The 14,112-nt window shown below is 47.8% G+C and carries 16 protein-coding genes; 12 read left to right on the forward strand and 4 right to left on the reverse strand.

The window, feature by feature from the left end; genetic code table 11:
• Positions 1-4: 4 nt before the first annotated feature.
• Complete coding sequence (locus tag J0A65_RS13195; protein WP_206594655.1) at positions 5-586, reverse strand: class I SAM-dependent methyltransferase; 582 nt, start codon at positions 584-586, stop codon at positions 5-7.
• A gap of 99 nt (positions 587-685) precedes the next feature.
• On the opposite strand from J0A65_RS13195, the gene J0A65_RS13200 reads away from it, so the two are divergent.
• Positions 686-2,371, forward strand: a complete 1,686-nt coding sequence (locus tag J0A65_RS13200; RefSeq protein WP_206594656.1) for a DUF262 domain-containing protein — start codon at positions 686-688, stop codon at positions 2,369-2,371.
• Positions 2,372-2,387: 16 nt separating this feature from the next.
• Here the strand turns inward: J0A65_RS13200 and J0A65_RS13205 are convergent, their stop codons facing one another.
• Positions 2,388-3,242, reverse strand: a complete 855-nt coding sequence (locus tag J0A65_RS13205) for a protein NO VEIN domain-containing protein (RefSeq protein WP_206594657.1) — start codon at positions 3,240-3,242, stop codon at positions 2,388-2,390.
• A 559-nt stretch (positions 3,243-3,801) separates the two neighbouring features.
• Between J0A65_RS13205 and J0A65_RS13210 the strand changes: the two genes are divergently transcribed.
• The 5 genes from J0A65_RS13210 (at position 3,802) to J0A65_RS13230 (ending at position 6,211) form a co-directional block, all read left to right on the forward strand.
• Positions 3,802-4,035: a hypothetical protein gene (locus tag J0A65_RS13210; RefSeq protein WP_206594658.1), complete on the forward strand. Its 234-nt coding sequence runs from the start codon at positions 3,802-3,804 to the stop codon at positions 4,033-4,035.
• On the forward strand, positions 4,029-4,406 hold the full coding sequence (locus tag J0A65_RS13215) for a hypothetical protein (RefSeq protein WP_232849943.1): 378 nt from the start codon (positions 4,029-4,031) through the stop codon (positions 4,404-4,406). The genes J0A65_RS13210 and J0A65_RS13215 overlap by 7 nt, the downstream gene beginning before the upstream one ends.
• 381 nt (positions 4,407-4,787) lie before the next feature.
• Positions 4,788-5,045 (forward strand): type II toxin-antitoxin system Phd/YefM family antitoxin, encoded by a 258-nt coding sequence (locus tag J0A65_RS13220; RefSeq protein WP_206594659.1) that lies wholly within the window; start codon positions 4,788-4,790, stop codon positions 5,043-5,045.
• Entirely contained in the window at positions 5,033-5,335 is a 303-nt protein-coding gene (locus J0A65_RS13225) for a type II toxin-antitoxin system RelE/ParE family toxin (RefSeq protein ID WP_206594660.1), read from the forward strand. The genes J0A65_RS13220 and J0A65_RS13225 overlap by 13 nt, the downstream gene beginning before the upstream one ends.
• Positions 5,336-5,512: 177 nt before the next feature.
• Positions 5,513-6,211: a tellurite resistance TerB family protein gene (locus J0A65_RS13230; RefSeq protein WP_206594661.1), complete on the forward strand. Its 699-nt coding sequence runs from the start codon at positions 5,513-5,515 to the stop codon at positions 6,209-6,211.
• A gap of 48 nt (positions 6,212-6,259) precedes the next feature.
• Here J0A65_RS13230 and J0A65_RS13235 read toward each other — a convergent pair whose 3' ends face one another.
• Complete coding sequence (locus tag J0A65_RS13235) at positions 6,260-6,445, reverse strand: hypothetical protein (RefSeq protein ID WP_206594662.1); 186 nt, start codon at positions 6,443-6,445, stop codon at positions 6,260-6,262.
• A gap of 234 nt (positions 6,446-6,679) precedes the next feature.
• On the opposite strand from J0A65_RS13235, the gene J0A65_RS13240 reads away from it, so the two are divergent.
• Both J0A65_RS13240 and J0A65_RS13245 read left to right on the forward strand, forming a co-directional pair.
• Entirely contained in the window at positions 6,680-8,017 is a 1,338-nt protein-coding gene (locus J0A65_RS13240) for a type II toxin-antitoxin system HipA family toxin (protein ID WP_206594663.1), read from the forward strand.
• The gene (locus J0A65_RS13245) at positions 8,014-8,469 is read left to right on the forward strand and encodes a helix-turn-helix transcriptional regulator (RefSeq protein ID WP_206594664.1); all 456 of its coding nucleotides are present in this window, start codon (positions 8,014-8,016) and stop codon (positions 8,467-8,469) included. The genes J0A65_RS13240 and J0A65_RS13245 overlap by 4 nt, the downstream gene beginning before the upstream one ends.
• Positions 8,470-8,537: 68 nt before the next feature.
• Here J0A65_RS13245 and J0A65_RS13250 read toward each other — a convergent pair whose 3' ends face one another.
• Entirely contained in the window at positions 8,538-9,407 is an 870-nt protein-coding gene (locus J0A65_RS13250) for a TetR/AcrR family transcriptional regulator (protein WP_206594665.1), read from the reverse strand.
• Between the two features lie 111 nt (positions 9,408-9,518).
• On the opposite strand from J0A65_RS13250, the gene J0A65_RS13255 reads away from it, so the two are divergent.
• From J0A65_RS13255 to J0A65_RS13270, 4 genes are all read left to right on the forward strand, one after another.
• Positions 9,519-11,189: an ABC transporter ATP-binding protein gene (locus J0A65_RS13255; protein WP_206594666.1), complete on the forward strand. Its 1,671-nt coding sequence runs from the start codon at positions 9,519-9,521 to the stop codon at positions 11,187-11,189.
• 84 nt (positions 11,190-11,273) lie between these two features.
• On the forward strand, positions 11,274-12,017 hold the full coding sequence (locus J0A65_RS13260) for an HNH endonuclease family protein (protein WP_206594667.1): 744 nt from the start codon (positions 11,274-11,276) through the stop codon (positions 12,015-12,017).
• Positions 12,018-12,109: 92 nt separating this feature from the next.
• A complete protein-coding gene (locus tag J0A65_RS13265) occupies positions 12,110-12,868 on the forward strand; it encodes an isocitrate lyase/PEP mutase family protein (protein ID WP_206594668.1) in 759 nt (252 codons plus the stop codon).
• A 114-nt stretch (positions 12,869-12,982) separates the two neighbouring features.
• Positions 12,983-14,112: TIGR03862 family flavoprotein (locus J0A65_RS13270; RefSeq protein WP_332874343.1), on the forward strand; the 1,130-nt coding region annotated here is incomplete at its 3' end.

Consider the following 14,112-nt stretch of genomic DNA (forward strand, 5'->3'; position numbering starts at 1 on the left):
AGTGTTACTTCATCTGCTCAAGGATGGCGTTCAGCCATTTTTCCTTTTCTCTGCCCGACCTGAGATCTTGCGTTGTCCAACACTCGCGAATGCTAACCGGCGTTTGTTGCAGCACATCCGCCAGGCCCGTTTCGGTTAAGTCGGTAAAACGCCGATCACCGCGCGGCACTTCGCCTTCACCATATTTAAACGAGCAATATATCAGCCCGTTTTCAGTCAACTGTGCAGCCAAATAGCTAAAGGTGTCAGGCAAGTCGGCCAGAGGCACATGCAATAGCGACGCACAGGCCCAAACAGCATCAACAGGGGAATCCGCATGGAAATCCATAAAGCGGCAGTGCCGAACATTCAGCCCGGTATATTCCCGCGCCAATGCCACCAACTCAGCACAGGCATCAAAAGCAGACACCAAAAAACCCTGCTCAGCAAAATACCGCGCATCCCGCCCCGAACCACAGCCAGCATCTACGATATGACCACCCGGCCTAAGCAACGGCAAAACCCGCTGATACAAAGGCCGCATATCCACCGCCTGGGTATCCTGAAAAAACTGCGCAGCCTGCTCTTGGTAGTAATCTGATGGCATTTATTGTTGGAAAAATCCTGTATGGTCAGTACATTAGCAATGATAAAACAAACGTGCTGTACATCACAAAATATAGTGCTTTCGAAAAGGAGATTGATAATGTCAGCAGAAAATTTTCTCAATGCTGAAACAGATACTTTTGCTGGGATAATAAAAGGTGACAATAAGTTCTCAGTCCCACTATACCAACGTGATTACTCTTGGGAAGAAAGCAATTGGAATGATCTTTGGCTAGATATAGAAACCAATCGGCGTTCAAATTCAAAGCATTATATGGGGTCAATTGTTCTTGTTTCTAGAGATAAAAAAAAGTATGACATTATCGATGGTCAACAAAGATTAACAACTCTTACTGTACTAATACTTTCGGTTGTAGATGTAATAAAAGACTTAATCAAGAAGGATGTGGATGTAGAGAACAACTCAAAAAGAGTTGAACTTTTAATAAATGACTTTGTGGGAAAAAAGTCATTATCATCACTAAACTACGAAAACAAAATAGAATTAAATGAAACAAACAACCCATTTTTCTCCACATACCTTACTAATTTTAGAAAACCTATAAATATAAAGTCAGAAGTAAATAGCAACAAACTACTATGGAAGTGTTTTGATTATTTCAAAAAATTAATTTTGGATGAAGTTTATAGAGAAGATGATGTCTCAACACTAATTAATTTTGTGGAATACATCTCTGACAGCTTACTATTTATACAAATAACCGCGACTGATGATTTAAGTGCTTATTTAATATTCGAGACTTTAAATGACAGAGGCTTGGATCTATCAGTAACAGACTTACTAAAAAACTACCTATTTTCTATTGTTGATGACACCGACAAAGCGCATATTAAGAACATCTGGGACGTAACTATAAATCATGTATCCTACTCATTGTTTCCTAAATTTCTTCGTCACTACTGGATGATGCAAAACGGTGTGATTCAGGAAAAGGAGCTATTTAAGACAATCAAAAGAAATATTAACAATCCAAATACAGCATTTGAAGTCTTGAAAGAAATGAGTGAAGTTTCCGAGATATACTCAGCGTTAGGAAATCATAACCATCAACTATGGGATGGGCAGAGTAAAGTTAAAAAACACATTAGAGAATTGAATTTATTTAATGTAACTCAATGTTACCCTTTACTGATTAACGCAAACTTATATTTTGAAAAAGACGAGTGGATTGGTGTACTCAAGGTTTGTTCAGTAATATCTTTCAGATATATGGTTATTTCTGGGCTAAATCCGAACTCTCTTGAATCAAAATATAATGAAGCTTGCAAGGCCATTCATAGCGGTGAAGCAAAAACAGCAAGAGACATTTTTTATATATTGAAACCTCTGTACATCTCTGATGAAGATTTTGAAAGAAGTTTTGAAGTCAAGTCAATAAGAACAAAAAGATCTGCCAAGCTAGCAAGATATATAATGTACTCGATAGAGAGTCATCTGTCGTCTCGATATTGTGATTTTGAAAATGATGATGGTTCATTAGAACACATCTTACCTGAAAACCCATCTCAAGAATGGAATGAAGAATTTCCTGAAGAAATAGAAGATAGTTTCATTTATCGTCTAGGAAACTTCACAATACTTGAAAGTGATAAGAATCGATTAATTGGAAATAAAGACTACTCTCATAAAATAATAGAGTATAAAAACAGCAGGTATGAAATCAGTAAAAAAATAGGCTTTAAAGTTTGGTCTCAGGAGAACTTGTCTGAGAGACAAAGGTATTTAGCCAAACAAGCAAAAGCAATTTGGTCGTTATCGTATTAGAAATGTTTTATGACTTCTAGAATATGCAAACATAACTAACAGGGTCAAGTCGGCAGTGTAGTTTCAAGTCTCCCTGCAAAGCAAATAACTTGGGGGATTTCTTAAACTCGAAAAGGCGGTATAGGTAAAACTGCTCTGCCCTGGCTTCTGCGAAATTCACCTCGTTGCGAGAGGCAAAGAAGGGCGTTTCTTTGGCGAAGGCGGTGGTTTTAACTTCGATAAAGCGCTCTTTGCCACTTTCTTCAAATGACAAAACATCGTAGCCCAAGCCATCGCCTTGGGTACTGGAAACATGCTCTATCTTGTTTGCCAAGACTTTTTTGCCGGCTTGTCTTAGCCGGTAATCTTCATATTCCAAAATCAGTTGTTCACCTGCCAAGCCAAGTGCTGCATTCCTGGCTTCTCTTGCCACATAATCTCGCTTGGTAGCTTGGTTTGTAGCGGCAGAATACGTTTTTGTTGCTTCGTTAATTTCTGACTTTCGCGAGGTGGGTGGCGCAACTAGCAGCCGGGAAAAATCCTGCACATCTGGCAATACAGCTGGTTGAGTCACGGCAGCTAGGCTGATTTGATCAAACTCGGGATGCTGGTTAATCCAAGTTTCAATACATTGGGCCAGCGCTTGTTGATAGTTGCTGCGCGGCTTATAACCGCAAATCCAAACACAACCAAGCTCTTGCAATACCGCACTGATATTCTGATGCTTCAGTTCCACAGCAGCTTCGCTGCGATTATTCAACTTGGCCAGCAACTTTCTGCGATGTTCGGCTTTATTGTAGCTTTGCCCGGTAAGTTCCAAGGTAAGCATACGCATATAATCAGCAACAGTAGCGAAAACCTCCTGTTCACTCCAACTATCTGGCCTTGCCATAGCGCTCCTTGGTTTTACCAAAATATCAATAACACGAGTCGAGCATACTCGAATCAGATTTTCTTTTAAATACAGAGTGATAATCACTGTATGCCAATCTATGTTGAATCAATTCCCCCAAGCGGCCCAAGCCGCTTTACCCCGCTTAAAAATTCCCGGTCAGTTCAGGGTGCTGCTAAAAGGCGGGCAGTTTGCCGGGAGCAAATTGAGTGGAAGACGCGTCTGGAACGTCGTTTTCACGACCGCCTTTTAGTAGTGGCCTGGGCTGATGTTGTTGGGAATCCAGCGGCGCGTTTTGAAAGCTACGTCCTTGTAGCTTTTCCTTCGGACCAGCATAAAGCTGTCCCAAATTTTTCCTGAAAATTTGGTCTTTGCGTCTCGTTTTTTTGCCGCGCAGCAAAGACAATCTGGTCTGGAATCAGATTGAACAGCTTTAGCTGGCCTGAAAGGCAACAGGCAGGACGCTTGTTGTAAATGGGACTGGCATGCAAGGGACCGCGTGTCATAAAGAACAGGGAAGTTATTAACTTGGTGCAGCAAAAGCCACTGGGAGCGTGAATTGTTTATTGAATCCAGCAGTTTTGCAGCAAGTGCAATCACGGGAACCATTGCTGTGAAAGCGGGGTTAGGGCTATTAATGGTGGCAACTCCGGTTGGTTGGGCTGGTCTTATTATTGGAGGGCTGGCCATCGCCGGAGCGGCAGCAGCGGCCTCGATGGGCGTCAACCATATTGCGAAAGAAAATAGTGGTGGCCTGTATGACGATATTATGAAATGGATATCTGAATGGTAATTTCGGAAAGTCAGTTGTTTGCATTTCTCATGCTGGGCGTATTTATAACCTGCATTTTGTTTGTTCTATTTGGCCAGCTCACAGTAAGAAAATTGAGAAAGAAACCAGAAGTAAAAGATAAGCTAGGTATTGAGTTTGCCAGTGGCTGGGATATCTTAAATGTGGCATCGGCCCTGTGCAGACCCAAATGGATGGATAACAGATATAAAAAATCCCGCTTATCCGGTCTGGCCGCTAACGCTGAAGTGTTATATCAACACACCACATTATTTGACCGTATTCTGGCTAGGATCTTTTGGTATTCATATGTTATGTCAGGCTCTGGTCTGATTTTAATGTTGATTCTGAATTTGCTTGGTGTTTTTGATTAGAGACTTTGCATCCCTATCAAATTACCTGTTCTACAAATCTGCAGAGCTACTTGGTCTAACAGGGCAAGAGCATGAATGTTTGTTTTCCAACGCCTCACCCATACCGGTCACCAGCACCCTCTCTAAATTGTCTGTACGCACGGTCGCTCTGGGCTGTTTTCGGGAAATTTTGGCGGTGCAGTAATTCCTTCTATGCTCGTATCCCTAGTCATATTTAGTTCATTTTTTTATTTAGCTAATAGAGTTCAAACGAATGGCAAAAAACATCAAGTTGAAACCGGCAGCTAACAAATCAATCAACACACTCACTTCGTTCGCTGTGATTGCCTCATCCGTAAAGTGACACTATAGTATCACTGTCAATTTCGATCAGGGTGAGCCATGAAAGTTGAACTGGTTACAAATCTTAAACGCCAAGCCACAAAAATCTTGGCAGACCTGCACCTGTCCAAGGAGCCGGTACTGATAACAGAACATGGCCAACCGTCCGCTTATCTTGTTGATGTGCGGGATTACGAGTTCATGCAGCGCCGGCTTGAGCTGCTAGAAGGGCTCTCACGAGGAGAGCGTGCTGTACTTGAGGGAAGAACGTACAGTCAAAGTGAGGCCAGAGAGAAAATGAGTAAATGGCTGAAGTAATCTGGGCTGAGCCTGCTCTACAAGAATTAAACGCAATTGCAGAGTACATCGCGCTGGACAATCCTGCCGCAGCAAGCCGCCTGGTAGAAGAGGTTTTCGATAAAACAAACCGGTTGGAAGGCTTTCCCCAATCAGGGCGGATTCCTCCAGAACTCCCTGATTCGGTATACAGGGAGGTAGTGGTTCCACCCTGTCGCATTTTTTATCGTGAGGATGAAAGTTGGGTTCTCGTTATCTATGTCATGCGGGAGGAGCGGCAGCTTCGTGCGTACATGCTTGCAAACAGCTAACCAGTCGCGTCACTCGGATGCCTTTGTCTGTGCTTGGCGGTGAGAGTCTTTTAGCAACAAAACGCACAACCAGTTGTCTTATCCCCTGACAATTTTGCCCTGCGGCTTGGCTTTTACCCTAAGCTAAATAGCGATACCCTCAAAGTCAGGCCAGTCAGGTATTTACAAGGAGAAGCGATGAATACGTTGAAATTGTTGGATCAATTATTGAAGTCGGGTAGCTCTCAGAGCACCAGTGGACAACCGGCATCATCCAGCGGTGGCTCAGCGTTATCGGGTTTATCCCAAATGCTGTCGGGTAAAGGCGGTGCGGCGCTGGGTGGCGGTGCATTGGGGTTGTTGCTGGGCAGTAAAAAAGGCCGCAAATTAGGTGGCAAAGTGCTGACCTATGGCGGGTTAGCCGCCCTTGGCGTGGTGGCCTATAAAGCCTATGGCAACTGGCAGAAAAACCAGCAAGGGGCTGCACAGCATGAACCGCAAACCATAGATCGTTTGCCGCCCCCGCAAGCCGAGCAACATGGCCGGGCGATTCTGGCGGCAGTGATTGCCGCAGCGAAAGCCGATGGCCATATAGATGATCGAGAACGCGAACTCATCGACCAGGAAGTGGCCAAGTTCACCCGTGATCAGGCCTTTATTCAGTGGGTGGATGCGCAAATCAAAGCGCCGCTGGACCCTGCTCAAATAGCGGCGCTGGCCAGCTCGGAAGAACTGGCCGCGGAAATGTACCTGGCCAGTGTGCTGGTGATAGACGAAGAAAGCTATATGGAACGCAGTTATTTGGAAGAACTGGTGCGCCAACTGCGCCTGTCTCCCAGTTTGGTGGACGAACTTAAGCGTCAGGCCCGCGAAGCCGAGCAACTTTGCCAGTCATAGCAAAAAATCTGTAAGTGGGCTGTATTCAGCAGCCCACAAAACTTCCCTTTAAATCAATGCTACATCCAACAGTTCAGCCAGCTTGGCCCGCTCGTCAGCAAGCTCCAAATAAGGTCTGAGGTTAGCGATAAGGGCGCGCAACAAGGTGGTATTGGGTGGTTCAGCGACCATTTGCTGTTCAATTAAATCCAGCGTTTGACTGACCAGGGATTGTTCTTCGCCGTCCAGACTCACGCATTTACTGCGCTGAACTCGGGGTAAGTACAATCACACCGGCCTTATGGGAAGGGTATCGGGCATTCGCTTAATGGCGTTTATCAAATGATTTAAGCTTATTGCTGCTTGTTGCGTATAAGAGCTTTGTATATTTTCTGGGACAAAGTGTGATTTGAGTAACAAATTACTCATTAATTGCCTTTCTTGGTTTTAATGTGTACTTTATTACTCACAACGTCTTTAGGAGCGCTCATGGAACATTTAACCATTCAGGCTTTCATCAATAGCCAATGGATAGATATTGCAACGCTCTCTTTTCCAAACAGCGAACAAGGTCACTATCGGCTTACCTCGTTAGATTACGAGCAAGATTATGCCCTGGCAGAGCTCAATAAAGACGACATGCATGCAGTTTCGATAAATCACCCTGTCAGCCTGTTTTTTGACGGGCCTGGATGGCTTTACTTCCTCGATGACATCATGCCTAGCGGTGCAGGTCGCCGCTATTGGCTTAAGTATCTTGATATCGAAGATCTGAGCTTAGATGAGCAAAATTTTATCCTGTTAAAGTTTGGCACTATCGCCCCGGTAGGTAATTTACGGGTCAAGGAATCATTACCTGAGCGCTCAGCCATTGCTGACAGGCTGACATTCACCGTGGATGACGTTAAAAACCGTGCGGCTGATTTTCTGGATTACGCACAACATCGCGATGCTACGGCTGGCGGTGCAACAGGCGCTGGCGGAGAAGCGCCTAAACTCCTGTTACGTTGCAACGATGCACAAAATATATGGATTGATACCTATCAGGACGACCAACAAAACCAAGACCTGCATTATCTGGTGAAATACCCACGAGGCTCACGTTCGCCCGTGGATTGTGACATCCTTCGAGCTGAATACCACTATTACCACGAGCTGGCAGAAATGGGCTTTGAGACCATTCCAACGGCCAACATGCGACTCGAAGAAGGCCATTCCTACCCATCACTGTGGCTGCCGCGCTTTGATATTTATTTCAATGAACTCGGCCTGCAACGTTACGCAATGGAATCTGTTTACTCGATACTGGGTAAAGCTGCGGGAGTTAGCTTAGATCACGAGCAAACCATAAGAGCGCTCGTCCGCAAGATCACTCACAGCCATATGGTCTTAGAGCAAGGTTATCAATTTGATATTCAGGCTTTTGTACTTGAGTGGGTTCAGAGAGACCTACTCAATATCTTATTTGGTAACAGTGATAACCACGGACGTAACACCTCGTTTCTTAAAGGTGATGGTTGGATAAAGCTGGCCCCTATCTATGACTTTGCACCGATGAAGGCTGACCCTGAAGGGGTAGCCAGAACCACAAAGTGGCAAGCACCGCTCGAAGTCGGAGGTGAGTATGACTTTCAGGGTATTGCTGATGCTTTAGCTGATTTGGTGCCTGCTCAAGCGTTAATGGCAGCATTAAAGCTCACCGCCCAGCAATGTCTCAACTTGAAGCAACGCTTAATTGAGCGTGATGTACCGAAGCGGATTATCGACATGCCTGCTATTGGCTTTACTTATATCGAAGACAAGCTAACGAGGTGGGGATTGCTATGAGTAATAAAGCATCTACCCTTGAGTCTGCTCAAGAGGCTATTGCTCGTCTTAGAGCGAATCGTCGGCAAGCTAACGATGTTGCAATTGAAGCGTCAAACCATCACCCCTCACCAGAGGTTAAAGAGAGTCACGCAAAGCAAGCTCCCCTTCCCCAACGCGCTTCTAAACATAGTGGCAGGGTTAGTACTGTTGAGAGACGTCAGGCCATCGAAGGCGTTACACAAAGGCTATTACGCGGAGAACTTACTCAAGGGCAAGCCCTTAAAACTTTGCGCATTGAAGTTTTAGGCTTAACTCAAGACGAGTATGCAAATTTGGTTAAAGTGTCACGCAAGACCCTCTCTGACGTTGAGAATGATCGGGGCAGCTATAAGACTGATATTCTCGATCGATTGTTTAAACCCTTTGGCCTGAGAGTGGGGATTGTGCCTATCTCTAGCAGGATCAAATAGCGCCCTGTGGCTCAGAGAGCAAACCTGCCTAAAAGTGGGCTGTATTCAGCAGCCCACAAAACTTCCCTTTAAATCAATGCTACATCCAACAGTTCAGCCAGCTTGGCGCGCTCGTCAGCAAGTTCCAGATAAGGCCTGAGGTTAGCGATAAGGGCGCGCAACAAGGTGGTATTGGGTGATTCAGCGGCAATTTGTTGTTCAATTAAATCCAGCGTTTGACTGACCAGGGATTGTTCTTCGCCGTCCAGACTCACACATTTACTGCGCATTTGGGTGAGCAATCTTTTTAGCTGCGTGTCCTTGCCGCCCGGTACCCTTTCCAGCACAAAACTACTTTCATCCAACACCGGTGGCCGATTCTCTTCCAGCAGCCCAATAAGCGTCCAACGTGCCGAGCGAGCAATAAATGCTGCACAATTGACGTGCGAGTACGCCATGTTATCCAGCAAAATCAGCATGGCAAATTCCTGGATTTGGCCATTGATCATCGTCAGCAAGTCATAGCGCCAGGGGGTACATTCTTGCCCAAGTGCCCGCGCCAATATCGCCAACTGAACCTGGTAAATCTCGGTGCGGCAATCCTGAACTACTTGCAGTAAGCCGTTTTCCATGACCATTGAGTCATCAGTCATCCAGGCCTGCTGAAACGCGCGCTCTTCTTCCACCTGACAAAGCTGTTTAACAATAAAGGCTTCCAGAAGCGCTAAGCCGTTGATATCAATGTTATTCAGCAGCTGTTCTGCCTCTTGCTGGCTACGCTCGAAGGACTGAATAAACAAGGCCCGCACAATCTCAGCTTTGTTTTTGAAATAGGAATACACCGAGCCTTTTGCAATGCCAGCCGTGTCAGCAATCTGGGCAATAGTTGTGCCTTTAATTCCCTGTTCGACAAAGAGTTTGTCTGCCACTTGCAGAATCAGGGTGCGCTTATCAGTCATAGTTTGTCCTCCGAATGACAATCTAACACAATGCTATTGACCATCAAGTCATTTGACATTGACCATCCGGTCAATTAATCTTTTGACCATGAAGTCAAAAAGAGATTAACTATGCCTGATTCAATATCTAAATCAGTACTGGGCTTTTCCCGCCCTTACTTGCCAAGTAAACGAGCTTTTTCAGGCCTTATGGTACTTACACTGTTAGCCACATTGTTTGAGCTAGGCATTCCTTTGATTGCCCGCGAGCTGATTGACCGTTTAAGCATCGGCAACATTGACCGGATGGTCATGGTCATTTTGGCGGCAGCGGTCATTGTCGCCGCCATCGCAGAATATTTTGCCGCAGTGCATGCCAGCAAGATGGGGCTGAGTACAGTACAAAGGCTGCGTTTTCGCCTGATTGGCCATCTGGTCAACGTACAAACTATTAAGTTACATGACCAGCATAGTAGCGAACTGGCTGCCCAGGTGATGACCGACACAGATGAACTAAAAGATATCTTCAGCAGTGATCTGGCGGCTCTGATAGGTGGCGTTTTATCTTTCGTTGCCGTCATCGCGTTGCTGCTATGGATGGAATGGCGGCTAACCCTGGTGTTACTCGGTTGCCTGTTGATTGGGGCGCTGTTAATTACTCCTATCGCTTTGTCTATGTCGTCGCTGAACAAACAAATACTGCAACAGCATGCCGAGCTGACTCGCCAGTGCACTGAGTGGTTTCGCCATCATGAACTGGTTAAAGTCTATGGCGCAACCCCACAGGTCGAGGAACAGGCTCAGGCCGCTCTGGATCGTTATTACAAGCTTGCCCTTCGGGAAGCGCGAGCGCTGGCGTTGATCGGCCCCATCAGCAATATGATGCTAATGACCAGCATGATTGCACTGATAGCCACCTCGGCCTATTGGATTGCCGAAGGTACGCTAAGCATGGGCACTTTCACTGCCTTCTTGCTCTACTTGTTCGGCCTGACATTTCCGCTTATCGGCATGGGCATGTTCTTTGCCAACTACCAGAAGGCAAATGGCGCAGCCGAACGTTTGCATGCCCTGGCCAACTTACCCACAGAAAATCTGAAGCCTGGTTCAGCGGCTGCTCGTATTCGTACGCTACGTGTTGAGGAGGCCGGGCTGCAGTTGGGCGAGCAACAGATACTACAGAATCTGACCTTGCCGGACATGCAAAGGGGGTTGGTAATGGTTAGCGGTTCAAGCGGCAGCGGAAAAACCAGCCTGCTGCGTACCTTACTGGGTTTGTATCCTCTCACCCATGGCCAGATTTATGTTAATAACCAGCCGCTTAGCCTTACACAACTGGGTAGCTGGCGACACCGTATGGCTTGGGTTGAACAGGAACCGGCATTATTCCAGGCGACGGTACGCGATAACTTATGTTTGGGAAAAACACAGGTTGATGACGCCGAGGTGATACAGGTGTTGCATAAGGTGGGCCTGGCTGCCTGGCTGGAACGCATTGGTGGTAATTTGGATATGTTGATAACAGAGCAAAACCACCAACTGTCTGGCGGCGAAAAGCAACGATTTGCCCTGGCCAGAGCCTTAGTACGGCCATTTGACCTGTTGTTATTGGATGAACCCACCTCTGCGCTTGATACACAAAATGCTAAGCAAATGATGAGTACGCTCATTGATCTCGCCCAGAGCAAGCTGGTCTTGATGATCAGCCACGATCACTCGTTGTTTAGCCATGCAGACCAGATTGTGCAGCTTGAAAACGGCAAACTGGTGAATATTCTGCCTAAACAAGCCCACTTGGCCTGACCAATACCTTGAGCAGTCGCCTCTTGGTCGGGGCGGCAAGCTCGGGTAGTATGCGCAGAATAAATCTAATAAGTGCGCTAAAAATTGAAGCAGTTCAGTCGTTTATTACTGGGGCTCTGGTTAGTCTGTGGCCTGGTGTGGGCAAACCAACCAGTCAAGTTATCCAGCTCCGGCCTATGCCACACACCCGAAAGTCGTTTCTACCAACGTACCAAAAATTTCACCGCCTACGCCGACCTTAAGGCCTGCCTTGCTGCCGGGGGCGAGCTTCCTGCTTCGGCCAGTGTCAGCCAGACAAAAGCAAATGAAGATGATGGGCAGGATTATGATCGCAATGACTGGCCACACTGGGTGGACAGCGATGGTGATTGCCAGAATACCCGGGCCGAGGCCTTGATTGCCGCCTCACAAATCGAAGTAAATTTTGATGACGGCGAAACCTGCCGGGTACTGCTGGGTACTTGGTTAGATCCCTTTTCCGGCGAGGTACTGTCGTCGGCTGGTGATATCGATGTGGATCATATCGTGCCGCTGAAATGGGCCAACGCCCATGGCGGCGCTAGCTGGCATCGTGATATGAAACGCCAATTTGCCAATGATATGGATAATCTGTTGGTGGTCAGTAACAGCCTTAACCGCGCCAAAGGAGCACAAGGGCCGGATCAATGGCTACCGCCCAATCAGGCGTATCAGTGCGAATATATTCAGCGCTTTGACCGCATGGTGCAAAAGTACCAGTTGGTGTATCAGGCCAGTGAACAAGCATTTATCCAGGCACAACTGGCCAGCTGTTCACAGAATGCCGCCGTCAAAGCCGTAGCCCCATAGAAGGGCAATTTTATCTGTTGAGTTCCGTTTTCGTCATATCAGAGAAGCAAAATACTGCTACTTTAGCCGCAAGATTCGCAAAGGAGATAATCATGCAAGGCGAGCTATTTTCCACCTTCAAGCAACTTCATTACGCAGACACACCGCTGGTATTAGTGAATATCTGGGATGCGGGCGGTGCAGTGTTGGTGCAAGCGGCCGGTGCCAAAGCGCTCGCCACCGGCAGCGCATCGCTGGCCTGGTCGCTAGGCTATGCAGACGGTAATCAGCTACCCACCGAGGAGCTGCTTAACGCCGTTGGGCGTATTCTCAGAGTAAGCCGGGTTCCGCTAACCATAGATATTGAAGAGGGTTACAGCGAATCCCCCGAGCAGGTAGCGGATTTGGTTGCCCGTTTGCAAGCCATGGGCGTGGCTGGTATCAACCTGGAAGACGGCACTAACGCACCGACGCTACTGGCCGGGAAAATTCAAGCTATTCGCCACAAAGTTGGCGAGAGCATGTATATCAATGCCCGCACCGATGTGTATTTGCGCGGGTTGGCCGAAGGGCAAACTGCCCTGGATATGGCCATAGAGCGGCTGCGCTTGTATCAAGAAGCCGGGGCCGACGGCGGTTTTATCCCCGGCTTGCAAGACGCAGCAACGGCACGGCAGTTGGCCGCAAGCCTGTCCATTCCCCTTAACCTGATGGTGGCCTCTTCTGAGCCCATCGAGGCACTGGCTCAGGCCGGTATTCGGCGCTTTAGCATGGGCCCGGTACCCTTTGTGAAGGCCTATCAGCAACTGGTAAATTTACAGGATGCCGCATATCCGGCACTCAATTACCCCACTATTAACGGGTTGTTTTAAGCTTTTCTGCGCTTTGCCTTAAGCCAGCGCGGACATTCACCGCAAGCAATGCGATAATTCCGCGCGAATTAATGCACAGGCGGCCCAAGCCGCCTGAATCAGCGGGCGTTATCAGTGCAAAGCAAACAACAGGTGATTATTGTCGGGGCCGGGCCAGCCGGTCTGATGGCAGCCGAGCAGCTTAGCTTGGCGGGCTATCAAGTAAGGGTTTATGACGCCAAGCCCAGCGCCTGTCGCAAGTTTCTGCTGGCCGGTACCAGCGGCATGAACATCACCCATTCCGAGCCTTATAGCGAGTTTATTCAGAGTTACTACGACAAAGCCGCCTGGCTGGACAGCGCGTTGCGCCAGTTTGATGCCGATGCCCTGCGTAATTGGTGCCAGGGCCTGGGGGTCAGCACTTTTGTTGGCAGCTCCGGGCGGGTATTTACCGAACAAATGAAAGCCGCGCCTTTAGTACGTAACTGGCTTAAACGCTTACGTGGGGCCGGGGTGGAGTTTTATATGCGCCATCGTTTGGTGGCCATACAAGGTACCCGCCTTGAATTTGAGCACAATGGAGAAACCATTCGCACCCAGGCCGATGCAGTCTTGCTGGCGTTGGGCGGTGCCAGCTGGCCTAAACTGGGCTCCGACGGTTTATGGCAGCCCATGCTGGCAGAGCAACAGATTGAGCAGGCCCCGCTGCGCGCCGCCAATTGCGGCATGCTATGTGACTGGAGTCAGCATCTTAAACAACAGCATGCTGGCAGCCCGCTGAAGAATGTGCGGTTTAAGGTACAAGCTAATGGTCAACGCATAGAAAAACACGGTGAGTGCGTGATAAGCCAAACCGGCATGGAAGGCAGCCTGGTGTACGCCTTTTCCAAATACCTGCGCGAACAGTTGGAAGCGCGTGGTCAGGCACAGCTGCATATAGACCTGCTTCCCGACCAAAGCCTGCCCCAGCTTAGCCAAAAGCTCACCAAAAAACGCAGTAAAGAGTCTTTTGCCAAATACCTGAAGCGCTGCGCTGGCCTAAGCGGTGTTAAAGCAGCCTTGTTATATGAATGCCAGCCTCACCCGCAGCAGCTCGAACCCGCGCAGCTGGCGGCTTATATTAAAGCCCTGCCGGTGCAGTTTTATGCCACCAAGCCGGTGGATGAGGCGATTTCCAGCGCAGGCGGAGTGTGCCAGCACAGTGTGGATGCAAAGCTGATGCTTAAAAACCTGCCCGGGGTATTCTGCGCCGGTGAAATGCTGGA

This window comes from Bowmanella yangjiangensis (assembly GCF_017255015.1).
Lineage (GTDB): Bacteria > Pseudomonadota > Gammaproteobacteria > Enterobacterales > Alteromonadaceae > Bowmanella > Bowmanella yangjiangensis.